Here is a 24,771-nt window from a genome sequence, read left to right as displayed (position 1 = left end):
CCCCGGCCCCCGGCCGCTCCGTGCTGTAATACCCGCACCGCCTCCGTAGCCGCCGCCATGCCCATCCCGCCCGACACCGCGACCGACGCCACGCTGCTGCTGCCCGACTGGATCATCCCGGTCGAACCCGCCGCCACGGTGCTGGCCGGCCACGGGCTGGCGCTGCGCGGCGGCCGCATCACCGCCATCGCGCCGCACGCCGAACTGGCGCGCCGCTACCCCGGCGCGCCTGCCCGCACGCTGCGCGGGCAGGTACTGATCCCGGGCCTGGTCAATCTGCACGCGCACGCGGCCATGAGCCTGCTGCGCGGCGCCGGCGACGACCTGCCGCTGATGACCTGGCTGCGCGAACGCATCTGGCCGCTCGAAGGCAAACTGATGTCGCCCGAGTTCGTCTACGACGGCAGCGTGCTGGCCTTCGCCGAAATGCTGGCCGGCGGCGTCACCTGCTGCGCCGACATGTATTTCCATCCCGACGAGGTGGCGCGCGCCGCGCTGGCGGTCGGCCTGCGGGCCACCGTCGGCATGACGGTGATCGACTTCCCCACGCCCTACGCGTCCGATGCCGACGACTACCTGGCCAAGGGCCTGGCCGCGCGCGAGCAATTCCGCGACGAACCGCTGCTGCGCTTCATGTTCGCCCCGCATGCGCCTTACACCGTGGGCGACGCCGCTCTCTCCCGCATCGGCGAACTGGCCGAAGAACTCGACGTGCCGATCGCCATCCACCTGCAGGAAACCCGCGACGAGGTGGCCGAGGCGCTGGCCCGCACCGGCATGCGGCCGACCGCGCGGCTGGCCGCCCTGGGCCTGCTGTCGCCGCGCCTGATCGGCGTCCATGCCGTCCACCTGGACGCCGCCGACATCGCCCTGCTGGCCGGGCACGGCGCGCACGTTGCGCATTGCCCCGCCTCCAACCTGAAACTGGCCAGCGGCCTGGCGCCGGTCGGCGCGCTGCTGGCCGCCGGCGTCAACGTCGGCATCGGCACCGACGGCGCGGCCAGCAACAACCGGCTCGACCTGCTGGGCGATACGCGCCTGGCGGCGCTGCTGGCGAAAGGGCAGAGCGGCGATGCGGCCGCGCTGCCGGCGCACGAAGCGCTGCGCGCGGCCACGCTGGCGGGCGCCCGCGCGCTCGGCCGCGACGACGAAATCGGCTCGATCGAGGTCGGCAAGCGGGCCGACCTGGTATCGATCCGGCTCGACGCGGCACACCAATTGCCCGTGTTCGACGCCGCTTCGCACGTGGTTTATGCGGCCGGCCGCGAAGACGTCGAGGAAGTATGGATAGACGGCAATTCAGTTGCGAAAAAACTACAACTGATCAAAAGCTCGTCAAATAGAGAATTGAACGCGATATTGTGCCGAATTCAGCAGTGGCACCACCGCGCGGCCGCTATTATTTCTGGCACAAACCCTTACTTTTGCAGGGATGAGCAACAGTGAGGAAAGCCGGATGGAACGGGCCGGATGCTATACTGACCCCGTATTTGTCCATGTTGCGGCGGGGGTTCGCTGCGAGTTTCGTTTAAGCTAAGAGGAGAAACATGAACAAACGCTCCAAAGTTGGAATCTCTCTGGCGCTCGCCTTCGCTGCCGTGACGGCCTCGGGCGTGACCACTGCTGCACAAACCGGCAAGACCAACGACAACTGGGTGTCCGCCGGTGGTCCTCTCGTCAAAAACAGCACGGGCCTGTGCTGGCGCAATGGATTCTGGACGCCGGCCACCGCCGATCCGTCCTGCGATGGCGCGCTGAAGGTTGCGGCTGCTCCTGCCCCGACCCCGGCGCCGCCCCCGCCTCCTCCCGCGCCCGCTCCCGCTCCTGCCGTTCCGGTCAGCGAAAAGGTCACCTACTCGGCCGACGCGCTGTTCGACTTCGACAAGGCCGTGGTCAAGCCCGAAGCCCGTACCCGCCTCGACGAACTGGTCAACCAGATCAAGGGTATCAGCCTCGAAGTGGTGATCGCCGTCGGCCACACCGACTCGATCGGCACCGAAGCCTATAACCAGCGCCTGTCGGTGCGTCGCGCCGAAGCCGTGAAGGCCTATCTGGTCAGCAAGGGCATCGAAGCCAACCGTATTTACACGGAAGGCAAGGGCGAAACGCAACCCGTGGCCGACAACCGCACCGCCGCCGGCCGTGCCAAGAACCGCCGCGTCGAAATCGAAGTCGTCGGCAGCCGTTCCCGCTGAGCGGGATCGCGGCCACGGCCAGGGCTCCGCAGCCACGCTGAAGAGCCCTCGGCCGCAAGGCCGCCGGCGGCGCGCCTCGATCCGGCGCCGCCTGAACGAAACCCCGCAGGTTAGGCCACTGCGGGGTTTTTTTATTTTCCATGCTGCTTTTTCGGAGTCCCGCCATGAGCGCCCCGATCCCCTCCTCCGATACCGTCAACGCCGATGCCGCCGAACTCGCCAAATTCAGCGCACTGGCCTCGCGCTGGTGGGATCCGGAAAGCGAATTCAAACCGCTGCATGCGATCAATCCGCTCCGGCTGGAATGGATCAGCCAGACTGCGCAAGGCCTGGGCAATAAGCGGATACTAGACGTCGGCTGCGGCGGCGGGATTCTGGCCGAAAGCATGGCGGCGCGCGGCGCGATCGTTACCGGCATCGACCTGGCCGACAAATCGCTGAAAGTCGCGCGGCTGCACAGCCTGGAAACCGGGATTCAGGTGGATTATCGACGCGTGGCGGTCGAGCAGCTGGCGGCGGACCAGCCCGGCAGTTTCGACGTGGTCACTTGCATGGAAGTGCTGGAGCACGTGCCGGATCCCGAATCCATCATCCGCGCCTGCGCCGTATTGGCGCGGCCGGGCGGCCGGGTATTTTTCTCCACCATCAATCGCAACGCCAAATCCTTCCTGTTCGCGATCATCGGCGCCGAATACCTGCTGCAATTGGTACCGAAAGGTACGCATTCGTACGAACATTTCATCCGGCCCAGCGAATTGATCGGCGCGGCGCGCCGCGCCGGCCTGCAGCCGGAGGCGCTCAAGGGCCTGGAATACAACCCGCTGTCCAGGCGCTACAGCCTGACGGCCGATTGCAGCGTCAATTACATGGTCGCGCTGGAGCGGGTATGACGATGCCGATGAAACCGCTCGTCCTGTTCGACTTCGACGGCACCCTGGCCGATACCGCGCCCGACCTGGCAGCCGCCGCCAACCGGCAGCGGCTGCGGCGCGGGCTGGAGCCCCTGCCCTACGAGCGCCTGCGCCCGATGGCCTCGCACGGCGCGCGCGGGCTGCTGCGCGTCGCGCTCGGCATCACGCCCGAATCGCCGGGCTACGAGGCCGCCAGGCAGCAGTTCCTGGAAGACTATGCGCGCGACATCGCCGTGCATACGCGGCTGTTCCCCGGCGTGGTCGAACTGCTGGAGGCGCTGCGCGCCGATGGCTTGCGCTGGGGCATCGTCACCAACAAAATCACCCGGCTGGCGCTGCCGCTGGTGGATCACCTGGCGCTGGCCGAACACGCCGCGGTCGTGGTGTGCGGCGATACCACGCCGTTTTCCAAGCCGCACCCCGAGCCGCTGCTGCATGCGGCCCGCAGCGCCGGCGCGGCGCCGGCCAGCTGCGTATACGTGGGCGACGACCTGCGCGACGTGCAGGCCGGGCGCACGGCCGGCATGAAGACGATCGCGGTCGCCTACGGCTATAGCGGCGACGGCGAACCGGTCGCCAATTGGGGCGCCGACGCGGTGGTGCAGGCGGTCGCGGAGTTAAGGCCCGCTATTGAAACATTCCGTTTTCCGGGAATGTCCTGATCACGACCGGATGGCGCGGCGATTCGGCCGGTATACGGCAAGGCCGTTTTCTTAAAACCGCATGAAAATAAAAACCGCGGTTTTACGGACCGCGGTAATTACCCCGGGGTATTCGTTTCGTTTTCCGGGAATATCGCAGGGTTGCCCGGGCCGGGGAGTCCGGACGGCGTCTTCCGGGCTATCGTGCCGGGGCCGGCGGCGGCGCGTTGCCGGCCACCGTGACACGCGTCCAGCCGCCGCCGAGCGCCTTGTACAGGGCGACCCGGCTGGTCAGCCGCGCCAGCTGGATCGTGACCAGGGTCTGCTGCGCCGTATATAGCTGGCGCTGGGCGTCGAACACCGGGAAATAGTCGTCGACGCCGTTGTGGAATCGCATGTCCGACAGCCGGCGGTTTTCGACGATCTCGTCGATCAAGGCCTGTTGCGCGGCGGCCTGGCGGTCGTAGGTGCCACGCGCGGCCAGCCCGTCGGCCACCTCGCGGAAAGCCTGCTGCACGGTGCGCTCGTAGAGCGCGACATTGATGTCGCGCAGCGCCTGCGCCGCATCGAGATTGGCCTGGTTGGCGCCGCCGGTGAAGATCGGCACGCTGAGCTGGGGCGCCAGGGCCCAGGCGCCCATGCCGCCGCTGAACAGCCCGGCCAGCGTGCTGCTTGCCACGCCCACCGCCGCCGTCAGCGTAATGGTGGGAAAGAACGCCGCGCGGGCCGCGCCGATATTGGCATTGGCGGCGCGCAGGCGATGCTCGGCGGCGACGATGTCGGGCCGCTGTTCCAGCAGCGTCGACGGCAGCCCGGCGGGCAGCTCTGCCACCGAGGCATCGTCGAATTCGGGCGGCGGCATCAGGTCCTGGGGCAGCGGCCGCCCCAGCAGCACGCCTAGCGCGTTCTGGTCCTGGGCCACCTGGCGGCTGTATTGCTCGACGCCGACGCGCGCGGTTTCCAGCTGGGTCCGGGCACGGTGCATGTCGATGTCGGCCATGCCGCCGGCGCGCTGGCTGCGCGCGATCATGTCGACCGCCGACTGCTGCGTGTTCAGGGTCTCCTGGGAAAGCCTGAGCAGGGCCTGGTCGGCCTGCAGGGTCAGGTAGGCGCTGGCCACTTCGGCCACCAGGCTGATCTGCGCGCTGCGGCGCACCTCGGCTATGGCGAGGTACTGCTGGAGCGCCGCGTCGCGCAGGCTGCGCACGCGCCCGAACACGTCCAGCTCGAAAGCGCTGAAGCCGACGCCGGCCGTGAACTGGTTCTGCACGGCCTCCACGCCGGGCGCGCGCACGTCGGCCGGCACGTGCTGGCTGAGCAGCCCCACGTTGGCGCCGATGGCCGGAAACTGGGCCGCGCGCTGGATGCGGTATTGCGCCCGCGCCTGCTCGATGGACAGCGTGGCGATGCGCAGATCGCGGTTGTTGTCGAGCGCGATCTGGATCAGCCGGCGCAGCCGTTCGTCGCCGAAGAAGTCCTGCCATCCCAGGCTGGCCGCCGGCGTCGCGGTCGTCCGCGCGGTGCTGCCGGTATAGGCCGCGCCGGTGGGATATTTGTTCGGCACCGGCTGGGCCGGCCGCTGGTAGGCCGGCTGCATCGAGGTGCAGGCGGCCAGCGACAGCGACAGGGCCGCGCCGCCGCAGCGGGCGAGTTTGCGTTGCGTTCTGCTCATGTTCTTATTCCTTCGTCTTGGACCAGCTAGCCGGAGAAAGCGCGCTGGATCAGGCTGGCGATGGCCAGGCGCGGCCGGCCGCTGTCGGCAATGTTGTGCGCGGGCTGGCTGAACAACAGGCGGATCAGCCCATGGCGGGCCGCCATGTCGGGTTGCAGCGCGACGCCGAGCAGGCGGCCGTGCCTGCGCGCGACGGTGCATCGCATCCAGCCGACCGAACTCAGCCATACCAGGCCGGTGCTGCCGGGCGCGACGCTGTCCGCCTCGTCGCACAGCAGCGCCACGCCGTTGCACGACAGGTCGCGCGTCACGCAGCCCAGCTCGCGCGCCTTGCCGCCGGGGCCGTCCGGCAGCCGCAGCGATGCGCGCTCGCGATGCGGGAAACGCTCTTCCTTGCGTGGCCGCGGCAGCTCGAAGCACACCAGCAGCGAGGCCAGGTGCAGCACCATCGAAATCACCGTCCAGAAGACGTTGAACAGCAGCCCGGCGGCCGCCGCGTCGGCCGCCACCGCGCGCCCCAGGCCCAGCCCGGCCAGCGCGAACAGGCCGCCGTACAGCAGCGCGAACTTGCCGTGCACCACCAGCTTCGAGCGATCCAGGCCCTTGTTGGTGACCTTGAACGGCCGGCCGAAGGGCTTGAACAGCGCGCTGGCCAGCGTGGCGGTGACCGCCAGCGCGGCGACGATCTGGGTCACCTCGGTAAAGATCGGCAAGGCGCGCGAACCGGTGATCCAGATGCTGTAAGCCCAGTACAAGAGCAGCGCCGGCACGCCGTAGGCCAGGAACTGCAGCGGGTCGCCGTACAGCGTGGGCACGTCGAAATACCAGTACAGCAGCGGTCCGACCAGCAGCATCAACGTGAAGGGCCGGCTGATCCAGTGCAGCAGGCCGTGCACGTAGTGCAGGCGCTGCAGGAAGGTATAGCCGCGCCCGCGCAGCGGCCCGTCGGCGGTCAGCGCCACCTGGATGGTGCCCAGGCCCCAGCGGCTGCGCTGGCTGATGTACTCGGGCAGCCCTTCGGCCGACAGCCCCACGCTCAGCCGCTCGTTGAGCCAGCGCGTGACGTAGCCGTGCGGCATCAGGCGATAGGTGAGGTGGATGTCTTCGGTGACGGTGCCGGTGGGGAAGCCGCCGATCCGCGCCAGCGCATCGCGCCGCACCACGAACGAGGTGCCGATGCAGAACGCCGTGTCCCAGGCGTCCTTGGCCGGCTGCATCACGTCGAAGAAGGCGCGCTGCTCGTCCACCCAGCTCTCGCCCGAGCGCAGGTTGTACTGGATGGGGTCGGCGTTGTAGTAGAACTGCGGCGTCTGCACCACGCCCACTTCCGGATCGTCGAACAGGCCGATGGTGCGCAGCAGGATTTTCTTGTTGGGCGCGAAATCGGCGTCCAGCACCATGATGAACGGCGCGCCGCCGCCGAAGCGCTCGGCGCTGTGGCGCAGCCCGTTGTTCAGGTTGCCGGCCTTGGCGTGCGCATTGTCGGGACGCGTCACGTAATAGGCGCCGACCTTCTCGCAGAAGGCCTTGAGCCAGTCGCGCCGCGTATCGTCCAGCACCCAGACGCGGAAATTCGGGTAGTCGATCGCCAACGCCGAGACGATGGTCTTCTCCAGTACCTCGAGGCCTTCGTTGTAGGTAGCGATGAAGATGTCGACCGCCGGCACCTCGCGCGCCCGGCGCAGGCGCGCCTCGCCCGCGTCGGCGGCGGCGCTGTGGTCGCTGGTGCGCGTCAGCGTCACGATCGAGATCAGGGTGTAGGCGATGGTCAGGCTTTCGAAGCCGAAGAAGGCGTGCGCCCAGACGCTGGGGAAATCGAGCCGCCATTCCGGCAGCGTCACCTGCCAGCGCCAGGTGTAGTACACCAGCAGCAGCACGGCGGCCGCCGCGCCGAACAGCCAGCGGTCGGCGGCCCGCCGCCGGTCGCCGCGCAGGCACATGATGGCGATGAACAGCGCGCCGGCGTTGATCTCGACCAGCGTCGGCCCTTCCAGGAAGAATTCGAACATCATCGTTCCTTCGAGATGCCGGCCGCCGCGGTGCGGCGCCCGGCCGGTTGAAACGGGTTCCAGCCGGCCGCGGCGAGCGCGGCCCAGGCGGTCGCGCCCAGATGGGGCAGATGGAAATAGAAGAAGTCCTCGCCGGTCGAATCGGGCCCGATCGACAGGCCCGTGCTGACGCGCTTGGTCGGAGTGGCGAACAGCATCCCGGAGGGCGAGCGCTGCGCCAGCAGTAGCGGCCACAGGCTTTCGGCTTCGGCGTCGAGCCCGCTGGCGCGCAGCACCAGCGCCGCCTGGCCGGTGCCTTCGGTCCAGATGCCGTCCGGGTCGCCCTTGAAGCCGTAGCCGCCGTCGACGGCGTGGCGCGCGCGCGTCCAGTCCAGCGCGCGGCGCCAGCCGCCCGCGGCGTCGGGAATCGCGATCAGCGGCCAGATGGTCGCGTCGAGCGCCGACGGGCCGGCGTTGGGCGTGCGGCCGTCGTCGTTGGTGCCGATGATGAAGCGGCCTTCGCCCGGCTGCCACATGGCTTGGACGAAGGCCCGCGCGCGCTGCGCCGCGGCCGGCCAGCGCGCATCGCCGGTACGCAGCGCCAGCCAGTGGAAGGCCGCGTAGGCGTCGACGTTGTGCTCGGTGGATTTCCAGCCCTGGCGCCGCGGCGCCGGCTTTTCTTCGCCGAAGAAGCCGCCGGTGAAGCCGGCCGGCGCCTGCGGGTCGAACACCGTCTGTTCCACCCAGCCCATCAGCGTGGCGGCTGCGTCCAGGTAGCGCGGCTCATGGGTGGCCTCGTGCGCCGCCAGCAGCATCAGCGCGGCCCAGGCCACGTTGCCGGTCGCGGTGCCGACCTGGTAGGCGTCCTCGAACCAGCGCTTGCTGGGCGCGTCCCACCAGCCCGGCAGCGGCACCGGGCCGTCCGGCACCGCCCCGGCCCGATAGGCATTGCGCAGCCGGCCGTCGCGGTAGTGCCGGTCGCGCGCCAGCGCCGCCAGCATGGCGTCGGCGATGCGGCGCGCGGCGTCGACCCGGCCGCAGGCGATCAGCGCGATGCCGGCCAGCGCGTTGTCGTAGACGAAGGCCGACTGCTGCAAGGCCGGCGGCAGCGGTTCGCCCCCGGGCGCGGCTTCGTAGCTGGCCAGCATGGCGGGGCCTGTGCCCTGCACTGCCGACACGCGGTCGCCGAGGGCGCGGCAGGTGGCCTGCAGCAACTGCTCGCGCGGCGCCGGCGCGGCCGGCTGCGCGAAGGCCGCGCCGCAGGCCAGCAGGCCGGCGGCCAGCGCCAGCAAGGCCTGGTGCGGTCGATGCCGATGGGCGGCACCGTCCAGGCGAGACGCCGCGCGCCCTGCCGGCGGCTGGTCGGGGGCGTTCAAATCATGTCCCCGAAGTTCCACCAGGCGTTGTCCAGGCTCACCTTGGCCCAATGTCCCAGCGCACAGTTGTCGAGCTGGCCCGAAGTCCGCTCGATCTTGGGCATCGGCCGGTCGAGCTTGGCGATCAGGTAGATTTCGTTCTTCTCGATCGGCGGAAAGGGCACGAAATAACGCGCCTGGTCGCCGTCGGGCGCGCGCGGCAGGATCTCGGTCACCGTGCCGGTCATCGGCAGCGGCACGCCGTCCACCCGCACCGTCACCTTGGCGCCCGGCAGCAGCTTGCGGCTCAGGCTGCGCGGAAATACCGCCACCACGCGCGGCTGGCTGCAATTCGTGGCCCGCATCAGTGTCGCGCCGGCGGCCACGCGCGTGCCGGGCGGCGCCAGCACGTCCTGCACCACGCCCGCGGCATAGGCCTTGATCTCGTAGTTGGACACGCGGTCCAGCCGGCTCTGTTCCGATGCCACCAGCTTTTCCACCGAATCGCCGTACTGGCTGAGCTGTTCGAGCTCGGCCTTGTCCTGCGCGATGTCGGACAGCAGTTCGTCGCGCCGCTGCGCCAGCGCGCCGACCGGGCCGTCCGTGCTCGACAGGTAGACGTTGCCGCGCGCCGCCTGGCTGTTGCTGCGCGCGCTTTCCAGCTCCGCGCGCAATGCCTCGCGCGAGCCCGACAGCGCCGCCAGCTGCGCGCGCGCGGCCGAGGTATAGGCCTCGCTGACCGCGCCCGCCCATTGCATGGCCTGGTTGCGGTTGACCACGTCTTCCTGCTGCCAGACCTGCATGCGCACCGCGTCCAGCCGCGCCTGGATGTTGCGGATCTTGGCGTCGTGCTCGCGCTGGGCGGCCACCTGGTAGCGCTTGAGCTCGCCATTGACCTGCGCCAGCCGCGCCTCGTCGTTGTCGAGCTTGGCGCGGGCGGCCTCGTAGCGCTGGCGGGTGTCGAGCTGCTTGCCGGTCAGCTCCATCAGCAGCGCGCGGTCCATGTTCGGGTTCTGCAGCGTCATCAGCGGCTGGCCGGCCGCGAAGGAGGCCCCGACCGGCACCGACTGCCCGGTGACGGTGCCCTCCACCGGCGTGGTGATCAGCGTCACCGGGCTGTTGACCACCGCGCGTTCGGACGAACGCACGAACATCGGCGGGAACATCATGGCCAGCACCACCCAGATGCCGAACAGCACCAGGCCATAGCTGGCCAGGCGCGGCACCGCCTGCCAGAGCGGCCGCGCATTGAGCGCGCCCCCTCTCTTTTTCGACACCGGCAGTTCGCCCTGGCCCGGCTGATGCTGCTGCCCGGGCAAGGCAACGTGGCGATCCAACTCATCCTTCATGGCATCCTCACGCAAGAACGGGCGGCCGGCGCGCAGACAACAAGGTCCCGCTGCCCGGGCTCGTGGAGCGCGGGCAGGCTGCGACGCGGCATCACCCATAAGGGTCGGCGACGAAACCCGGACGCGGACGCGTCCGGTCGCGCATATCGGGCCGGACGAGCCGGCCGCACAATCGGCCCCCGCGCGGACGAACCTGACGTTCGCCGGCGGGGCTGGAAACCCGCAAGGCAGACACGGCAAGTGGAGGTTGCGCCGTGCCGCACAGGCGAGCGACTCCAGGCTAGGTAAGTTGCGGGCCGCGCACTGTGAGCGGCCGTGTCCTTGTGTAAGGTCTGTGAGCGGCGCCGCGATGCAGCGTCGGCGGTTGCAGCAAAACTAAGAGTCGTTAACAAACGGCGTGGCGAAAAGAACGCGTCCCTTATTCCGCATTGCGGAAAAGCCGCCCCGAGTGTCGCGCCGGCGACGCCGGGCCTTGAAACGGCGAGTCCGTCCCCCACATAGGCTACAATCCTGATCACGGGGCCGAACCGGATTCGACGGGGGTCGCGAAGCAGCGCAGGGCATGCCGAGCACCAGTAAGCTCGTAAAACCACTGGACACGCAATAAACGCCAACGACGAGCGTTTCGCTCTCGCCGCTTAAGCGGTGAGCCGCTGCACTGATCTGTCCTTGGGTCAGGCGGAGGAAGGGCAACTTTCCTAAGGATCCTGTCTAGGGCCTATATCCCCCGAAGCAGGTTCATCCTGAACCGCAGCAGCGTCATTCACAAGGAATCGGCCTGCGCCGGGGTCACACGGCGCAAGCTCAAATTACGTGAATCGCCGCGTGCCGGCCTGTCGGTTGGCTAAGCCCGCGGTTAAATCGAAATAGACCGACTACGCATGTAGAACTGCCTGTAGAGGGCTTCCGGACGCGGGTTCAATTCCCGCCGGCTCCACCACCTACCTCTCCATCGAAGTCCGCAAAAAGCCGGGAAACCCAATGAATTCAAGGGTTCCCGGCTTTTTTATGTCCGTCAATGTCCAATCCTATCCGTTGACTGCCCCACTCTCGTGCGAGTACAATCTGACCAGTCTAGTCAGACTAAGGAGCCGTCATGCACGCTTGGCAAATGCAAGAAGCCAAATCCCGCCTGTCCGAGGTCGTCAAAGCCGCGGGAAACCAAGGCCCGCAGGAGATCACCGTGCACGGCCGTTCTGTCGCGGTCGTGCTCTCCCGGTCCGACTTCGACAAGCTATCGGGCACAGGAGAATCTCTTGTTGCCTTCATGCGCCGATCTCCGCTGGCCGGTGACGAAGATCTCGACTTTTCTCGTGACAACAGCCTGACGCGCGAGGGAGAGCTTTGAGCTATCTCGTCGATACCAATGTCCTGTCGGAGCTACGTCGAAAACAGCCAGATGGCAACGTGGTCCAATGGTTGGAGAAGCGACCACCGACCACACTATTCCTATCTGCCCTGACAATGGGAGAGCTTCGCAAAGGCATTGAGCAGATGCCGGAGGGCGGACGCAAGCGCATCTATCTGGACTGGTTAGAGGTGGAACTCTCCCGGTTCTTCAGCGGACGCATACTAGCCATCGATCAACCTGTTGCAGACTGCTGGGGGCGCCTGGTGGCTCAAGCTGGGCGCACGTTGCCGGCCATCGATAGCCTGCTCGGAGCGACAGCGCTCACGCACGGTCTGACCCTGGTCACGCGCAATGAACGAGATTTCCAGTACCCTGGCCTGGATGTCATCAACCCCTGGGAAGTCTGAAGCAATAGACGAGTCTTCGGAAATTGGGCCCAGACGACCTTCAGACATCGCCCGACGACCTTCCCAATAGGTTTCACCTTCGAAAAATACAACTCCCCCGGCCACCATATGCCTAACGGCACAAAAGCTGTGCCGCAAAGCGTAAGTTGGCCGAAAGGTCGGCTTATGCTGATGCGCTGGACGCGCAAAAATCGACTTGAGCTCCGGGTCGGCTTTTCTTTTAGGCCAATGGCTTGGCGCCCCCATCAGGACTCCGATCTCTAGCTCGATGTCCTGCGACATGTCGAACAGGTAGGTGTTTGGTCTGCTTGATACGGAACGACGCAAAGGAACCCCCATGAGCGCATCCCGGCAATTGCTGGCCCGGCTGGGCATCCGGCACCCCATCATCCAGGCGCCGATGGCGGGCGTATCCACGCCCCGCCTGGCGGCCGCGGTCTCCAATGCGGGCGGGCTCGGCTCCTTGGGCATTGGTGCCAGCACGGTCGCTCAGGCGCGGCAGGCCATCGAGGAAACCCGCGCCCTGACGGACCGGCCGTTCAACGTGAACGTGTTCTGCCACGCCCCTGCCCGGCGCGATCCGGTGCGAGAAGCTGCATGGCTGGCCCACCTCGCCCCACTGTTCGCCGAGGCAGGCGCCACGCCGCCGGCGGCCCTGGACGAGATATACAAGACGTTCCTGGGCGATGCGGCGGCATTCGCGTTGCTGCTTGAACAGCGGCCGGCGGTCGTGAGCTTCCACTTCGGGCTGCCGGCCAGAGAGCAGATCCAGGCCTTGCGGGCGGCCGGCATCTATACGCTGGCGACCGCAACCAGCCCGCAGGAGGCTCGACGCATCGAACAAGCCGGTGTCGACGCCATCGTGGCGCAGGGGATCGAGGCGGGCGGCCACCGCGGCATCTTCGATCCTGAGGCGACCGACGAGCGCCTGAGTACGTCGGTGCTGGTACGCCAGCTCGTACGGGACACGACTCTGCCGGTCATCGCCGCAGGCGGCATCATGGACGGGCAAGGCATCAAGGCGGCGCTCGATCTGGGCGCGGCGGCCGCGCAGCTTGGCACGGCGTTCGTCCTGTGCCCCGAATCGGCCGCCAACGAGGCCTATCGCGCCAACCTCAAAAGCGAACGCGCGGCGAATACCCGGCTGACCAGCGTGCTGTCCGGCCGGCCCGCGCGCGGCATGGTCAACCGCCTCATCGCCTTCGGTGAAATGGCAGGCAGCCCGCAGCCTGCCGACTATCCCGTTGCCTATGACGCAGCCAAGCAACTGAACGCGGCGGCCGCCAAGCGAGGCAACCACGAGTTCGCCGCGCAATGGGCCGGCCAGGGGGCGCCGCAGGCTAGAGAGCTGCCTGCGGCACAGCTCGTTTCGACCCTGGCGGGCGAACTGTCGATTCAGGAATGACCCCCGGCACGCTGGCTGCCGTGCCTGTCTTGCCAACTTGCCATCGAGCCGCCGCGCCCCTGGCCCCGAGGAGACACTGTTTTGGGAATTGACCGAAGGCGAGGCCTGCGAATGCTGGCGTGGTTCTGCGCGGCGGCGCCGGCCGGCGCCGCGCTGGCCCAGACCGAGGCGGCCGCAGTGCCGAAACAAGCCGAGGCGGCCGCGCTGGCGCCCATCGTCGTCTACAGCACCCGCGAGGGCACGTCGCCGCTTGACACGCCGGCCTCGGTGGACGTGGTCGACGGCGCGACGCTGCGCGGCAACGCGATGCAGATCAATCTTTCCGAAAACCTGGGCGCGGTGCCGGGATTGCAGATCCAGAATCGCCTGAACTACGCGCAGGACCTGCAGCTGTCGGTGCGCGGCTTCGGCGCGCGCTCGACGTTCGGCGTGCGGGGGGTGCGCCTGTACGTGGACGGCATTCCCGCCACCATGCCCGACGGACAGGGACAGACATCCAACATCGACATCGGCTCGGCCGATCGCGTGGAGGTATTGCGCGGCCCGTTTTCGGCCCTGTACGGGAACTCGTCGGGCGGCGTGGTCCAGGTCTATACGGAGGATGGCAAGCGTCCGCCCACGGTGCAGGCGGGCCTTGCCGGCGGCAGCTACGGCACGTATCGCTACGGCGCCAAGGCCAGCGGCGCGACAGGCACGGGCCTGGGGGAACTGGATTACGTGCTGGACGCCACGCGGTTCACCACGCGCGGATACCGCGACCACAGCGGGGCAAGAAAAAACCTGGCCAACGCGAAGCTCGGGCTGGACCTGGATGACGCCAGCCGCCTCACCCTTGTCGTCAACCGCGTCGACCTGCAGGCCCAGGATCCGCTCGGCCTGACGCGCGGCCAGTTCGAAACGGCCCCGCGCGATGCCAGCCTGGCCGGTCAATACGATACGCGCAAGACCGTGCGCCAGACCCAGGGCGGCCTGGTCTACGAACGCCGGATCGACGCGGACAACGACTTGCGCGCGATGGTGTACTACGGGCAGCGCGACACCACCCAATACCAGTCCATTCCGCCCGCGGTGCAAGGCAATCCGCTGCACGCCGGCGGCTACATCGGCCTGCGGCGCGACTACGCGGGCACCGATCTGCGCTGGACTTCCCGCTCGACCCTGGCGCAGCGGCCGCTGACCCTGATCGGCGGGCTGGCGTACGACACGCTGCGCGAGCGGCGCACCGGCAACGAGAACTTTGCCGGGCCGGCCGCGGCGCCGACCGCCCTCGGCGTGAAGGGGCGCCTGCGGCGCGACGAGACCAACGAGGTCTACGACGTCGACCCGTATGTCCAGGCCTCGTGGCAGTTCGCCCGGCAGTGGACCGCGGAAGCGGGGCTGCGCTACAGCACGGTGGACTTCACGTCGAACGACCACTACATCGCCGGCCCCAACGGCGACGACAGCGGCGCCGCGCGCTACCGGAAAGCGCAGCCCGTCGCGGCGCTGCGCTATTCGCCCGACGCCGCGACCACGCTCTACGCTTCGTACGGGCGGGGCTTCGAGACACCGACGACCAACGAATTGTCCTATCGCGCCGACGGCCAGGCGGGGCTGAACCTGGCGCTGCGCCCCGGCCTGAGCGACAACTACGAGGCGGGCATCAAGCGGAGGGTGGGCGAAGGACTCCTGTCCGCGGCGGTCTTCCATACCGATACCCGCGACGAGATCGTCTCGGCCGGCAGCGTCGGCGGGCGGGCAACGTTCCGCAACGCCGGCCAGACCCGCCGGGACGGCATCGAACTGGGCTGGAGCGGCCGCATCGTATCGGACTGGCGCGCAAGCCTGGCCTATTCGTGGATCGATGCGCGCTACCGGAACGACGTGGCGGGAAGCGATATCCGGGCGGGCAACCGGATTCCCGGCATCGCGGGGCAAATGGCCTTCGGCTCGCTGGCCTGGGCGCCGCAAGAGGGCTGGCGGGCCGGGGCGGAAGGCAGGTACATGAGCAGGATATACGTGGACGACGCCAACAGCGACGCCGCGCCGGCCTACTTCGTCACGGCCTTGTTCACCGGGTATTCGTGGCGCAGCGGGGGCTGGAAGTGGGACGCCTTCGCCCGCATCGACAACCTGTTCGACCGCGCCTATGCCGGGTCCGTCATCGTCAACGAAGGCAATGGCCGCTATTTCGAGCCGGCGCCCGGACGGAACTGGAGCGCGGGCGTGACGCTGGCCTGTTCGTTCTGAAACAAGGCGCGGGCAACGAGCGGCGCCATGCCGGCCGGCCCCGCCCTTGGCCGGCCCGCTAGCCGCGCACCGCCGAGTACAAGGCCTTGATCAAATCGGACTGGGTAATGATGCCCGCCAACCTGCGCTCGCCGTCGAGGATGGGGATGTGCCGGTGGCCGCCGTCCGAGAATACCGGCACCAGGTCGATGAGCAGGCGGTCGCTGCTGCTGACACGGACCTGGCGCGTCATGATCTGCCCCACCGTATGGGGCGTGTCGGCCTTGCCGCGGAACTGCCTGACCAGCGAACGCAGGCGATAGGCCATGCCTTCGTGCACGTCCAGGTCGACCTGCTTCATGAAATCGGCCACGGTCACGATGCCGACCAGATGGCGCTGCAGGTCGATCACCGGCAGCGCCTTGACGCGATGCTTGCGCATCAGGCCCCAGGCGTGGCGCAGCGACATCTCGACCCCGGCCGTGATGGGATTGCGGCTCATGACGTCGGCGCAGCGCAGTTCGCCCATGGTGCGCCGGTAGGCGGCCGCCTCGGCGTGCTGCAGGAGTTCCTGCAGATCGTCGCGGCTGATGTCCAGCACCTGGTTGTAGTGCGCCAGCGCGGCATCGAGGTCGCCGGACGTCAGGCGCGCTGCGCCCGGCTCGGGCGCGGCCGGCCGGTGGCGGTGCGGCCAGGGATGACGCGTGAGGTTGTTGTAGGCCAGGCCGGCGGCGACCAGCAGCACGGAATCCAGCAGCACCGGGTTGAAGGCGTAGGAGAAATGATCGGCGCCGGTCAGCACCATCAGCAGGGCCGAGGCGCCCCCCGGCGGATGCAGGCAGCGCGCCGCCAGCATGATGGCGACGGCCAGCCCCGCCGCCAGGCCGGCGGCCACGGATACGTCGGGCACCCATGCCGCGCAGGCGATGCCCGCCAAGGCCGACAGGGTGTTGCCGCCGATCACCGACCACGGCTGCGCCAGCGGACTGGAAGGCACGGCGAACACCAGCACGGCGCTGGCGCCCATCGGGGCCACCAGCGCCGCGGCCAGCATGGCATGGCCGTGGGCGGGACCGCCGCGCAGCAGCCAGGCCGAGCCCAGCGCCGCCGCCAGGATCCCGATCGCGGCCCCGAGCGCGGCGCGCCCTTTTTCTCTTGCACTGATGTGTTGCGCCGTGGGCCGGAAGGCGCGCAGGAAAGCCATGCCGCCGAAACGCGAAATTCTGGAAATCATTCGTCTGTTGGAAATCATCATCGCGGCAAGGCGACGAATCGGAAGCTGAAAACAAAATGCCGCAATTCTCGGCTTAACCGCGGGCATCGTCCAGCGAACCCGAACGCATAAAGCGTTGGTTCCAGGCCACCCGGCTCGACCGGCTCGCCCAGGCCCTGCTATATTCGGCGCAGGAGATGGCGTTCCTCCCCTGAACCGAACCGCAGCATCCGCTGCTGATGACGCCTACAGACACCTGACCATGTCGGGAGGCTGTAGGCGTTCGCGTTCCGCTCCTGCCCCCTTCCCCGCATGGGCCAGTCCGATTCCCTCGAGCAAGAACCCATGCACAGAATCCGCCACATCGAACAACTCGAACTGCTGCCCTATCTCGGCAAGTGGCTCGTCGTCGCCAGCATCGTCGCCGCGCTGGCGGGCAGCGCCTCGGCGATCTTCCTCGTTTCCCTGGACGCCGCCACCGCCTGGCGCGAGGTCCACCGCTGGGTGCTCTGGCTGCTGCCGGCCGCCGGCTTCGGCGTGGGCCTGGCCTACCACCTGCTGGGCAAGCCGGTGGATGCCGGCAACAACCTCATCATCGACGAGATCCACGATCCCAGGAAGATCGTGCCCTTGCGCATGGTGCCGCTGGTGCTGGGCGGCACGGTGGTGTCGCATCTGTTCGGCGCCTCGGTCGGCCGCGAAGGCACCGCGGTGCAAATGGGCGGCGCCCTGGCCGACCAGCTCACCCGCCTCTTGCGCCTGGAACATGACGATCGCCGCATCCTGCTGATGACGGGCATCAGCGCGGGCTTTTCCTCGGTGTTCGGCACGCCGCTGGCCGGCGCGGTATTCGGGCTGGAGGTCCTGGCCATCGGGCGGATGCGGTACGACGCGCTGTTTCCCTGCGTGGTGGCGGCCATCGTGGCGGACCAGGTGTGCCTGGCCTGGGGCGTGCATCATGTTCACTACGCCATCGGCCAGATCGTGCCGGTCGGGGCCTGGAGCGTGCTGGCCGTGGTGCTCGCGGGCATCGTGTTCGGGCTGGCCGGGATGGCGTTCGCCACCGCGGCCCACGAGCTGGGGGCTTTCGTGAAGCGGCACATCGCCTACGCGCCGCTGCGCCCGCTGGCGGGCGGGGCCGCGATCGCCGTGGCGGTGTGGGCGCTCGGCGCTTGGCACTACATCGGGCTGGGCATCCCGGACATCGTGCGGTCCTTCCAGGAGCCGATGAAGCCCTGGGATTTCCTGGGCAAGTTCGCCTTTACCGTGGCCTCGCTGGGCACGGGGTTCAAGGGCGGCGAGGTCACGCCGCTGTTCTACATCGGCGCCACCCTGGGCAATGCGCTGGCGCCGCTCCTGCACCTGCCGTTCGCCATGCTGGCCGGCATCGGCTTCGTGGCCGTGTTCGCGGGCGCGGCCAATACCCCCATCGCCACCACGCTGATGGCGATGGAATTGTTCGGCGCCGGCATCGGGCCGCTGGCGGCCATCGGCTGCATCACCGCCTACCTGTTCTCGGGCCACACCGGCATCTACCACGCCCAGCGCGTGGGCCACAGCAAGCACCGCAGGCATCGCATGGTCGTGCCCGAAGGATTGCGCATCGCCGATCTGGCGCATTTTCTCAGGCAACGGCGGGAACAAGAGCGCGGATAGACGACATGGCCGGTATCTACGCCGTCATCGCCATCAGCCTCGGGGCCAGCCTGGGCGCGCTGGCGCGCTATGGGCTGAGCCTGGCGATGAATGCGCTGGTGCCGCCCATTCCCATGGGAACGCTGGCGTCCAACCTCATCGCCGCCTACATCGTGGGGGCGGCCATCGCCTATTTCGCCGCGGCGCCCGGCCTGTCTCCGGCATGGCGCCTGTTCGTCATCACCGGGCTGGCCGGCGGCCTGTCGACGTTTTCCACATTCTCGGCCGAACTGCTGACGCTGCTGCGCGACGGCCGCCTGGGCTGGGCGGCCGGGATGCTGGCCGTGCACGTGGCCGGCTCGCTGGCCATGACGGCGCTGGGCATGGCGACGGTCGCGCTGGCGCGGCAACCTTGAAGGAGGTTTCCATGCAAGGCTACCAACTGACCTTTTTCACCCGGCAGGACCGCCGGCACGGGCGCGAGCCGCTTGGCGAATGGCTGCTGAAATTCGCCAAGTCGCACGGCGCGGCCGGCGGCACGCTGGTCGGCGGCGCCGAGGGATTCGACCATGCGGGGCTGTTCCATTCGGCCCATTTCTTCGAACTGGCGGACCAGCCGATGGCCGTTACCGTATCGGTGGACGAGGCGGCCTGCCAGGGGCTGCTGGCGGCGCTGGCCCAGGAGGACATCGATCTCAGCTACGTCAAGGTTCCGATCGAGTATGGGCGTATCGGCAAGGGCGTGAAATAGACGATCGGCCCCGCTACGCCGCCGGCCGAAGCGCATCAGCCGGCTGCCCGCCCCGCCTCGACCGCCGCGCCATTTCCAGAAACGCGGCCAAGGCGCTCGACACATAGCCATCCCGGCGCCGGATGAACAAGGTCTGCACGCGGGCCTGTTGCGCCGGCAGGCGGTGGACGGCAACCCGGCCCGACTTCGCCGCCGCCGCGACCACGGCCCGCGGCAAGAGCGTCACCCCCACGCCCGCCGACGCGCAACTGACGATGGCATCGAGCGAGCCGAATTCCAGCGGCCTGGCCGCGACGATCCCCATCCCGGCCAGCAGGGATTCGAGGCGCTGCCTGTAGGAGCAGCCGGACTGGAAGACCACGGTGCGCAGGTCGGCCAATGCGGCCAGGTCTTTGAGCCGGCGCACGGCGGGGCTGGTGACCAGCACCAGTTCTTCGGTGAAGACCGCTTCCTGGTGCAGCTCGGGATGGTCGACCGGCCCCGCGACGAAGGCGCCGTCCAGCCGGTATTCGACGACGTCCTGCAGCAGCCGGGCCGTGGTGCCGGCATGCATGACCAGCTTCACCTCGGGGTAGGCCTTGGCGTAGGCCGTCAGGATGGACGACAGGCGCAGCGCCGTGGTGGTTTCCAGGCCGCCTACGGCCAGCGAACCGTTGGGCGCGCCGTCGTCGCGCGCGGCCGACTGCGCCTCGGCCATCAGCCTGGCGATCCGCCCCACGAAGGGCAGGATGCGCTGCCCGGCCGGCGCCACGGCCACGCCGCGCGCATGGCGCCGGAACAGCGGCACGCCGAGCTCGTCTTCCAGTGCCCGGATCCGGGCCGTGACGTTGGACTGCACGGTATGCAGTTCGGCCGCGGCCTTGTTCATGCTGCCGTGCCTGGCGACGGCCTCGAAAGTCTTCAGATCGGCAAGGTCCATGCTATCCCGCAAAAATCGATTAACCGGGCGCCACGCTACAACGCCGTTCCGGATCGAGTACCTATCTATTCTACAGATAGCTACAATCTCGTAAATTCGCTTCTTGAGATAAATGATAACGCGTAACCTCTGCCTGTCTGCAATAGCGAAGGATCAATGATGGACAGGGTTGCGGCATCCATCGCCCGGCGCGGACCCGATGCCCGCGCAGCAGGACCGATATGGGGCATCATCGCCGGCTTCTGCGCCAGCCTGGTGGGCATCGGCCTGGCGCGCTTCGCCTACACCCCGCTGCTGCCGGCCATCATCGGCGCCCCACTGGTTCGATCCGTCCAAGGCGGTCTATCTGGGCGCCGCCAACCTGGCCGGCTACCTGGCCGGGGCGCTGGGCAGCCGCGCGGCGGCGGCGCGCCTGTCGACCGCCGTCACGCTGCGCGCGATGATGGCGCTGGCCACCGCCGCGTTCTTCGCCTGCGCCTATCCGGTTTCCTTTTCGTGGTTCTTCGCGTGGCGCTTCCTGTCCGGGCTGGCGGGCGGAGCGTTGATGGTGCTTGCCGCGCCCGCGGTCCTGGCCCGGGTCCCGTCCTCGCGCCGCGGCCTCGCGGGCGGCGTCATTTTCATGGGCGTGGGCGCCGGCATCGCGCTATCGGGCACCCTGGTCCCGCTCTGGCTGCAGAAAGGCCTGAGCGAGGCCTGGCTGGGGCTGGGCATGCTTTCGCTGCTGCTGACGGCGCTGGCGTGGAAGGGCTGGCCGCGCACGGCGCCCAAGCTGCCGGCGCCCGCCTCCGGCCATCGACCCGTGGCCAGTACCGGCACGCTGCGCGCCCTTTACGCCGAATACGCGCTGAACGCCGCGGGCTGGGTGCCGCACATGATCTTCCTGGTCGATTTCGTGGCGCGCGGCCAGGGCCAGGGGCTGGAGGCCGGCGCCCGCTACTGGGTGCTGTTCGGCATCGGCGCCACCGCCGGCCCGGTGCTGGCCGGCCTGCTGGCCGATCGCGTGGGCTTCGGCTGGGCGCTGCGGCTGGCGTTCGTGCTGGAGATCTTCGCCGTGGCGATCCCGGCGCTCGACCTGGGCCCGGCGTGGCTGATGGCTTCCAGCATCGTGGTGGGCGCCTTCGTGACGGGCACCGTGCCGCTGGTGCTGGGCCGCGTACACGAACTGCTGGCCCAGCATCCCGCGCAGCAGGGCCCGGCCTGGCGCACCGCCACGGCCGCCTTCGCCCTGTCCCAGGCGATGGCCGCCTACGGGCTGTCCTTCGTCTTCACGCAGAGCGGCGGCAACTACGAGCGGCTGTTCCTGATCGGCACCGCGGCAATGGCGCTGGCACTGGCGATAGACCTGGCCGCGGCCGCCGCCCGCGGCTCGCGGCTCGCGGCTCACGCTCCAGCCTCACCTCGTCCAGAGACAACTGCCGCAGGTGCGGCAGTGAACCGTGTCCCGTGCCGAAGTCGTCGAGTCCGATCTTGATGCCCTGCCCGCGCAGCCGCTTCAGGTCCTCGATGGCCAGTGAGTGGTCGTGACGGGGATGGTCCGGGCGGGGCAATATCGGCCGCCGCCGCGCTGGCGGGTACAACTGCGCAAGGAAGGCCAGCTGGATTGGACCTTTCTTTCCCCGCCGGCCCTGTTCGAGCCGGGCCAGCGCACCGGTAAATTGCGCCTGGGCGGCGAACAATTGCTGAGCGATGCGGCCGGCGACAGCCGCATCGCGATGGAAGACTACGCCATCGCCATGGCCGACGAGCTGGAAAAGCCGCGCCGTTCGCGCCGCCGGTTCACCGTGGGCTATTGGCGAACGCCGCGGCGCTCCGCGTCAATCCGCGTCGCCGGCATGCGCCTGCATGTCCCACAAGGCCTGGAACAGCCCCCCGGCCCTGCGCAATGCCGCCGGCGGCCCGTCTTCGACGATGCGCCCGCCATTGAGCACGATGACGCGGTCGAAGCGCGCCAGCGTGGAAAGCCGGTGCGCCACGGCGATGACGGTACGGCCGGCGATCAGCGCCAGGAGCGCCTGCTGCACCTCGCGCTCGGAACGGGTGTCGAGCGCCGACGTGGCTTCGTCGAGGATCAGGATCGGCGCGTTCTTCAGGAAGGCGCGCGCCAGGCCGAGCCGCTGGCGCTGTCCGCCGGAGAGCGTCGCCCCCCGCTCGCCCACCACGGTGTCGTAGCCCTCGGGCAACTGGGCGATGAACGATTCGCAGCGGGCGGCGCGCGCCGCGGCCTCGATCTGTTTTTGCGTCGCGTCGGGATTGCCGTAGCCGATGTTTTCCCTGATGCTGCGCCGGAACAGGCTCACCTCCTGCGGCACCACGGCGATGCCGGCGCGCAGCGCATCCTGGGTCATTTCGGTGATCGGCTTGCCGTCCACCAGGATCTGGCCTCCCTGCACGTCGTCCAGGCGCTGCAGCAGGCTCAGCAGCGTCGACTTGCCGCCGCCCGACGGGCCGACCACGCCCAGCTTCTGCCCGGCCGGGATGTCGAGGTCGAAATCGCGGAACAGCGGCGGCGCTCCCGGATGGGCATAGCAGACACCGGAAAAGCGCACCGCGCCCCTGGCGACGCGGATGTCGCGCGGGCAGGCCGGATCACGCACGCCATGCGGGCGGGCGATGATGCCCAGCATCTCGGCGATGACGCCGAACTCCTGGGTCGTGCCGACCAGCGCGAGCGCCAGGTCGCGCGACCCGTGCAGTATCCGGAACGTGAGCGCGCTGATGACGACGACGTCGCCCGCCGTCAGGTTGCCCCGCTGCCAGGAATGGATGGCCCAGGTCAGCATCGAACCGGCCAGTACCCACAGGCAGACATCGTGCAGGACGCGCGCCTTTTCCAGGTACATCCAGCTGCGGCGCTGGGCGTTCGCCTCGATCCCCAATTGCCGCGTCATGCGGGCGCGTTCGCGGTGCCGCGCGGTGAATGCCTTGATCGCCCACACGTTGGATACGGCATCGACCAGTTCGCCGCCGACCCGGGCGGCCTGCTCGCCATAGGCCCGGTGCAGCGGCCGGCCGCGAATGCCGAATGCGACGATCATCCCGGCCACCAGGGCCACGAAGGCGATCAGCGCGACGGCCATGTGCCAGTCGATGATGAGCAGCACCACCACGGCGCCGATGAAATCCACGCAGGGCGGGACGATGTTCCAGGTGAAGGTGGAAAAGATGGCGCCAGCCGAGCCCGCCGTGGCGGTGATGCGGTTGCCCAGGGAGCCCGATAGATGCTCGTTGAAGTAGCGCATCGGATGGCCGGTGAGATGCTCGAAGAGATCGGCCCGGATGTCGACGCCGGTGTTGACCACGGCGCGGCATCCGAGCCAGCCGCCCAGCCGCCACAGCACGCTTTCCAGCGCGATCAGGCCGATGAACAGGCCGAGCGGAAACCATACGTTGGCCGCCGCGCGATTCTCCGTCGCCATGGCATCGACGATCAGCTTCATGCCGTACTGGACGGCCACGGCGCACGATCCCGCCGCCACGATGACGCAGGCCAGGGCGCCGAATTGCCAGCCGCGGGCCTTGATGTACGAGAACAGGAAGCGCATCGGCCGCGCCGGAATGGCCGGTGCCGCGGGAGGTGCGCCGGCGGCCGGTCCGGAGGCGGTACTCAGGCTCATGGGCGCCCGCCCCTGCCGCCGCATCCGCGCTGCGGGACGCGGCCCGGATGCCATGTGCGGATCGCGGCCTGCCGCTCGATCTCCGCGGCCAACGGCTGGCACAGTGGGCGGCGCCCGCCGGCGTCCGGAGGGCCGAACAGGCCGGTGGGGCAATGGCGATCGTCGGCCCAGCCGGGATAGTCGAGCACCGGATACAGGCAGATGCCATGGACCGGCACCCCGGCCCCGATGGCCGCCGCCACCTCGCCGCACACGTATCGCAGCCAGTTCGCGCGCGCGTCGCCTTCGGCGCCCGTTTCGGCCACCAGCATGGGCCGTCCGTAGCGCGCGTAGGCCTGAGCCAGGATGTCGCGGAACGGCCGGTACGAGGGATGGCCACGCTCGATCGTCGGCCCGCGCAGCACCCATTGGTTGTCGGAGTAGTAGTTCAGGCCCAGGATGTCGAGATACTCCGGCCGGCCGCCCAGTTCGGGCATCAGGCGGCCACTGAGCATGTCCCAGGCCTCGTATTGGGCCGCGTGCGCATGGGCCGCTTCGTCCTCGTCGCCGGCCGACGCCGCCACCACGTGGATGGCCGGGTCCGCGTGGACGATGCGGGCGCCCGGGTCCACGTCGCGCACGGCCTGCACGACGGCAATGGCGGCCCGCGCCAGCTGGATCTTCAGCGTCATTCCGCGCCGCTCGGTGCACGGGTTGAAATGCGCCATGTCGCCGCCCGCCCATGCCCAGAAGGATATTTCGTTCACCGGGCAGTAGATCGGCGGCTCGGGACATTCATCGCGCACCAGCCTGGCCACGGCAGCCGCGAATGCGGCCATGCGGTCGACGAATGCCGGCCGCCAGATGTCGAGGCCGTCGGGATAGCCGTAGTGGCACAAGTCCCAGATCGGCTGCACCCCGGACGCGCGCGCCGCCCGCAGCATGGGCAGGAAGCTGCTCCAGTCGTAGACTCCGGGCGAGCGTTCGACCAGGTGCCAGCGCACCCCGTCGCGCACGGTACGCAGGCCGTGTTGCGCCACGGCGCGATAGTCGGTCTCGGCGAAGCGGTCGTGCCGCGTCGATGCGATCAGGTCCAGCCGGCGGCCGTCGCAGCGGCGGTGCGTGGAGCATTCGAAGCCGGCCTGGAAAAAACTGAGGAACGGACTCTGCATCGATTG

Annotated in this window: 20 protein-coding genes, 1 other RNA gene, 2 pseudogenes and 1 riboswitch; of the genes and pseudogenes, 14 read left to right on the top strand and 9 right to left on the bottom strand. The window is 68.8% G+C overall.

What is annotated here, in order from left to right; genetic code table 11:
• The first annotated feature begins 57 nt into the window (after positions 1 to 57).
• From ABD927_RS10215 to gph, 4 genes are all read left to right on the top strand, one after another.
• Positions 58 to 1,446 carry a TRZ/ATZ family hydrolase gene (locus ABD927_RS10215; protein WP_345248950.1) on the top strand — a complete coding sequence of 463 codons (1,389 nt, stop codon included), beginning with the start codon at positions 58 to 60 and terminating at the stop codon, positions 1,444 to 1,446.
• A 101-nt stretch (positions 1,447 to 1,547) separates the two neighbouring features.
• On the top strand, positions 1,548 to 2,195 hold the full coding sequence (gene ompA / locus ABD927_RS10210; protein WP_345248948.1) for an outer membrane protein OmpA: 648 nt from the start codon (positions 1,548 to 1,550) through the stop codon (positions 2,193 to 2,195).
• Positions 2,196 to 2,359: 164 nt separating this feature from the next.
• Positions 2,360 to 3,085, top strand: coding sequence for a bifunctional 2-polyprenyl-6-hydroxyphenol methylase/3-demethylubiquinol 3-O-methyltransferase UbiG (gene ubiG, locus ABD927_RS10205; RefSeq protein WP_345248946.1), 726 nt, complete (start codon positions 2,360 to 2,362; stop codon positions 3,083 to 3,085).
• 8 nt (positions 3,086 to 3,093) lie between these two features.
• Entirely contained in the window at positions 3,094 to 3,768 is a 675-nt protein-coding gene (gph, locus tag ABD927_RS10200; protein ID WP_345248944.1) for a phosphoglycolate phosphatase, read from the top strand.
• Positions 3,769 to 3,946: 178 nt separating this feature from the next.
• Here gph and ABD927_RS10195 read toward each other — a convergent pair whose 3' ends face one another.
• The 4 genes from ABD927_RS10195 to ABD927_RS10180 all read right to left on the bottom strand — a co-directional run bounded on the left by ABD927_RS10195 (position 3,947) and on the right by ABD927_RS10180 (position 10,111).
• Positions 3,947 to 5,419, bottom strand: coding sequence for an efflux transporter outer membrane subunit (locus tag ABD927_RS10195; RefSeq protein WP_345248942.1), 1,473 nt, complete (start codon positions 5,417 to 5,419; stop codon positions 3,947 to 3,949).
• 26 nt (positions 5,420 to 5,445) lie between these two features.
• Positions 5,446 to 7,428 carry a glycosyltransferase gene (locus tag ABD927_RS10190; RefSeq protein ID WP_345248940.1) on the bottom strand — a complete coding sequence of 661 codons (1,983 nt, stop codon included), beginning with the start codon at positions 7,426 to 7,428 and terminating at the stop codon, positions 5,446 to 5,448.
• Positions 7,428 to 8,699 (bottom strand): YyaL domain-containing protein, encoded by a 1,272-nt coding sequence (locus ABD927_RS10185; protein ID WP_425570234.1) that lies wholly within the window; start codon positions 8,697 to 8,699, stop codon positions 7,428 to 7,430. Before ABD927_RS10185 ends, ABD927_RS10190 begins: the two co-directional genes overlap by 1 nt.
• A gap of 80 nt (positions 8,700 to 8,779) precedes the next feature.
• Positions 8,780 to 10,111, bottom strand: a complete 1,332-nt coding sequence (locus tag ABD927_RS10180) for an HlyD family secretion protein (RefSeq protein WP_345248938.1) — start codon at positions 10,109 to 10,111, stop codon at positions 8,780 to 8,782.
• A gap of 518 nt (positions 10,112 to 10,629) precedes the next feature.
• Here ABD927_RS10180 and ssrA point away from each other — a divergent pair.
• The 5 genes from ssrA to ABD927_RS10155 all read left to right on the top strand — a co-directional run bounded on the left by ssrA (position 10,630) and on the right by ABD927_RS10155 (position 15,503).
• Positions 10,630 to 11,051: a transfer-messenger RNA gene (gene ssrA, locus ABD927_RS10175) on the top strand.
• Positions 11,052 to 11,207: 156 nt separating this feature from the next.
• Complete coding sequence (locus ABD927_RS10170; protein WP_345248936.1) at positions 11,208 to 11,459, top strand: type II toxin-antitoxin system Phd/YefM family antitoxin; 252 nt, start codon at positions 11,208 to 11,210, stop codon at positions 11,457 to 11,459.
• Positions 11,456 to 11,869 (top strand): type II toxin-antitoxin system VapC family toxin, encoded by a 414-nt coding sequence (locus tag ABD927_RS10165; protein ID WP_345248934.1) that lies wholly within the window; start codon positions 11,456 to 11,458, stop codon positions 11,867 to 11,869. The genes ABD927_RS10170 and ABD927_RS10165 overlap by 4 nt, the downstream gene beginning before the upstream one ends.
• Positions 11,870 to 12,206: 337 nt before the next feature.
• Positions 12,207 to 13,274 (top strand): NAD(P)H-dependent flavin oxidoreductase, encoded by a 1,068-nt coding sequence (locus ABD927_RS10160; protein ID WP_345248932.1) that lies wholly within the window; start codon positions 12,207 to 12,209, stop codon positions 13,272 to 13,274.
• 111 nt (positions 13,275 to 13,385) lie between these two features.
• Entirely contained in the window at positions 13,386 to 15,503 is a 2,118-nt protein-coding gene (locus ABD927_RS10155; protein WP_345248931.1) for a TonB-dependent receptor domain-containing protein, read from the top strand.
• Positions 15,504 to 15,561: 58 nt separating this feature from the next.
• Here the strand turns inward: ABD927_RS10155 and ABD927_RS10150 are convergent, their stop codons facing one another.
• The gene (locus ABD927_RS10150; RefSeq protein ID WP_345248929.1) at positions 15,562 to 16,716 is read right to left on the bottom strand and encodes an HPP family protein; all 1,155 of its coding nucleotides are present in this window, start codon (positions 16,714 to 16,716) and stop codon (positions 15,562 to 15,564) included.
• Positions 16,717 to 16,879: 163 nt separating this feature from the next.
• Positions 16,880 to 16,951, top strand: a riboswitch (Fluoride riboswitch).
• An 89-nt stretch (positions 16,952 to 17,040) separates the two neighbouring features.
• Between ABD927_RS10150 and ABD927_RS10145 the strand changes: the two genes are divergently transcribed.
• Genes ABD927_RS10145 through ABD927_RS10135 form a run of 3 tightly spaced genes read left to right on the top strand, consistent with a single transcriptional unit; the run spans position 17,041 to position 19,081 of the window.
• Positions 17,041 to 18,351, top strand: a complete 1,311-nt coding sequence (locus ABD927_RS10145; protein WP_345248927.1) for a voltage-gated chloride channel family protein — start codon at positions 17,041 to 17,043, stop codon at positions 18,349 to 18,351.
• Between the two features lie 5 nt (positions 18,352 to 18,356).
• Positions 18,357 to 18,746 (top strand): fluoride efflux transporter CrcB, encoded by a 390-nt coding sequence (crcB, locus tag ABD927_RS10140; protein WP_345248925.1) that lies wholly within the window; start codon positions 18,357 to 18,359, stop codon positions 18,744 to 18,746.
• Positions 18,747 to 18,757: 11 nt separating this feature from the next.
• Positions 18,758 to 19,081: a DUF190 domain-containing protein gene (locus ABD927_RS10135; protein ID WP_345248923.1), complete on the top strand. Its 324-nt coding sequence runs from the start codon at positions 18,758 to 18,760 to the stop codon at positions 19,079 to 19,081.
• A 13-nt stretch (positions 19,082 to 19,094) separates the two neighbouring features.
• Here ABD927_RS10135 and ABD927_RS10130 read toward each other — a convergent pair whose 3' ends face one another.
• Positions 19,095 to 20,000: a LysR family transcriptional regulator gene (locus tag ABD927_RS10130; RefSeq protein WP_345248921.1), complete on the bottom strand. Its 906-nt coding sequence runs from the start codon at positions 19,998 to 20,000 to the stop codon at positions 19,095 to 19,097.
• A 159-nt stretch (positions 20,001 to 20,159) separates the two neighbouring features.
• On the opposite strand from ABD927_RS10130, the pseudogene ABD927_RS10125 reads away from it, so the two are divergent.
• Positions 20,160 to 21,354, top strand: a pseudogene (locus ABD927_RS10125) (YbfB/YjiJ family MFS transporter); the annotation flags it as partial.
• On the opposite strand, the gene ABD927_RS10120 reads toward ABD927_RS10125, so the two are convergent.
• The gene (locus ABD927_RS10120; protein WP_345249192.1) at positions 21,266 to 21,547 is read right to left on the bottom strand and encodes an EAL domain-containing protein; all 282 of its coding nucleotides are present in this window, start codon (positions 21,545 to 21,547) and stop codon (positions 21,266 to 21,268) included. The pseudogene ABD927_RS10125 and the gene ABD927_RS10120 overlap by 89 nt on opposite strands.
• Positions 21,548 to 21,577: 30 nt before the next feature.
• On the opposite strand from ABD927_RS10120, the pseudogene ABD927_RS10115 reads away from it, so the two are divergent.
• Positions 21,578 to 21,790, top strand: a pseudogene (locus ABD927_RS10115) (NAD(P)-dependent oxidoreductase); the annotation flags it as partial.
• Between the two features lie 24 nt (positions 21,791 to 21,814).
• On the opposite strand, the gene ABD927_RS10110 reads toward ABD927_RS10115, so the two are convergent.
• Together ABD927_RS10110 and ABD927_RS10105 are read right to left on the bottom strand one after the other, a co-directional pair.
• The gene (locus ABD927_RS10110; RefSeq protein ID WP_345248919.1) at positions 21,815 to 23,614 is read right to left on the bottom strand and encodes an ABC transporter ATP-binding protein; all 1,800 of its coding nucleotides are present in this window, start codon (positions 23,612 to 23,614) and stop codon (positions 21,815 to 21,817) included.
• Positions 23,611 to 24,765 carry a beta-glucosidase gene (locus ABD927_RS10105; RefSeq protein ID WP_345248917.1) on the bottom strand — a complete coding sequence of 385 codons (1,155 nt, stop codon included), beginning with the start codon at positions 24,763 to 24,765 and terminating at the stop codon, positions 23,611 to 23,613. The genes ABD927_RS10110 and ABD927_RS10105 overlap by 4 nt, the downstream gene beginning before the upstream one ends.
• Positions 24,766 to 24,771 lie beyond the last annotated feature (6 nt).

Source organism: Pigmentiphaga soli (genome assembly GCF_039541095.1).
GTDB lineage: Bacteria > Pseudomonadota > Gammaproteobacteria > Burkholderiales > Burkholderiaceae_B > Pigmentiphaga > Pigmentiphaga soli.
Note: the sequence above shows the minus strand (reverse complement) of the source record. Positions and strands in the feature narration are given on the sequence as shown.

Excerpts from the sequence above, each read along its gene's own strand:
- ABD927_RS10110 (WP_345248919.1), bottom strand. The coding sequence starts at position 23,614 with ATGAGCCTGAGTACCGCCTCCGGACCGGCCGCCGGCGCACCTCCCGCG.
- ABD927_RS10145 (WP_345248927.1), top strand. The coding sequence starts at position 17,041 with ATGCACAGAATCCGCCACATCGAACAACTCGAACTGCTGCCCTATCTC.
- ABD927_RS10170 (WP_345248936.1), top strand. The coding sequence starts at position 11,208 with ATGCACGCTTGGCAAATGCAAGAAGCCAAATCCCGCCTGTCCGAGGTC.
- ABD927_RS10105 (WP_345248917.1), bottom strand. The coding sequence starts at position 24,765 with ATGCAGAGTCCGTTCCTCAGTTTTTTCCAGGCCGGCTTCGAATGCTCC.
- ABD927_RS10155 (WP_345248931.1), top strand. The coding sequence starts at position 13,386 with ATGCTGGCGTGGTTCTGCGCGGCGGCGCCGGCCGGCGCCGCGCTGGCC.
- ubiG (WP_345248946.1), top strand. The coding sequence starts at position 2,360 with ATGAGCGCCCCGATCCCCTCCTCCGATACCGTCAACGCCGATGCCGCC.
- ompA (WP_345248948.1), top strand. The coding sequence starts at position 1,548 with ATGAACAAACGCTCCAAAGTTGGAATCTCTCTGGCGCTCGCCTTCGCT.
- ABD927_RS10215 (WP_345248950.1), top strand. The coding sequence starts at position 58 with ATGCCCATCCCGCCCGACACCGCGACCGACGCCACGCTGCTGCTGCCC.
- ABD927_RS10160 (WP_345248932.1), top strand. The coding sequence starts at position 12,207 with ATGAGCGCATCCCGGCAATTGCTGGCCCGGCTGGGCATCCGGCACCCC.
- ABD927_RS10135 (WP_345248923.1), top strand. The coding sequence starts at position 18,758 with ATGCAAGGCTACCAACTGACCTTTTTCACCCGGCAGGACCGCCGGCAC.
- ABD927_RS10150 (WP_345248929.1), bottom strand. The coding sequence starts at position 16,716 with ATGATTTCCAGAATTTCGCGTTTCGGCGGCATGGCTTTCCTGCGCGCC.
- ABD927_RS10190 (WP_345248940.1), bottom strand. The coding sequence starts at position 7,428 with ATGTTCGAATTCTTCCTGGAAGGGCCGACGCTGGTCGAGATCAACGCC.
- gph (WP_345248944.1), top strand. The coding sequence starts at position 3,094 with ATGAAACCGCTCGTCCTGTTCGACTTCGACGGCACCCTGGCCGATACC.
- ABD927_RS10180 (WP_345248938.1), bottom strand. The coding sequence starts at position 10,111 with ATGAAGGATGAGTTGGATCGCCACGTTGCCTTGCCCGGGCAGCAGCAT.
- ABD927_RS10195 (WP_345248942.1), bottom strand. The coding sequence starts at position 5,419 with ATGAGCAGAACGCAACGCAAACTCGCCCGCTGCGGCGGCGCGGCCCTG.
- crcB (WP_345248925.1), top strand. The coding sequence starts at position 18,357 with ATGGCCGGTATCTACGCCGTCATCGCCATCAGCCTCGGGGCCAGCCTG.
- ABD927_RS10130 (WP_345248921.1), bottom strand. The coding sequence starts at position 20,000 with ATGGACCTTGCCGATCTGAAGACTTTCGAGGCCGTCGCCAGGCACGGC.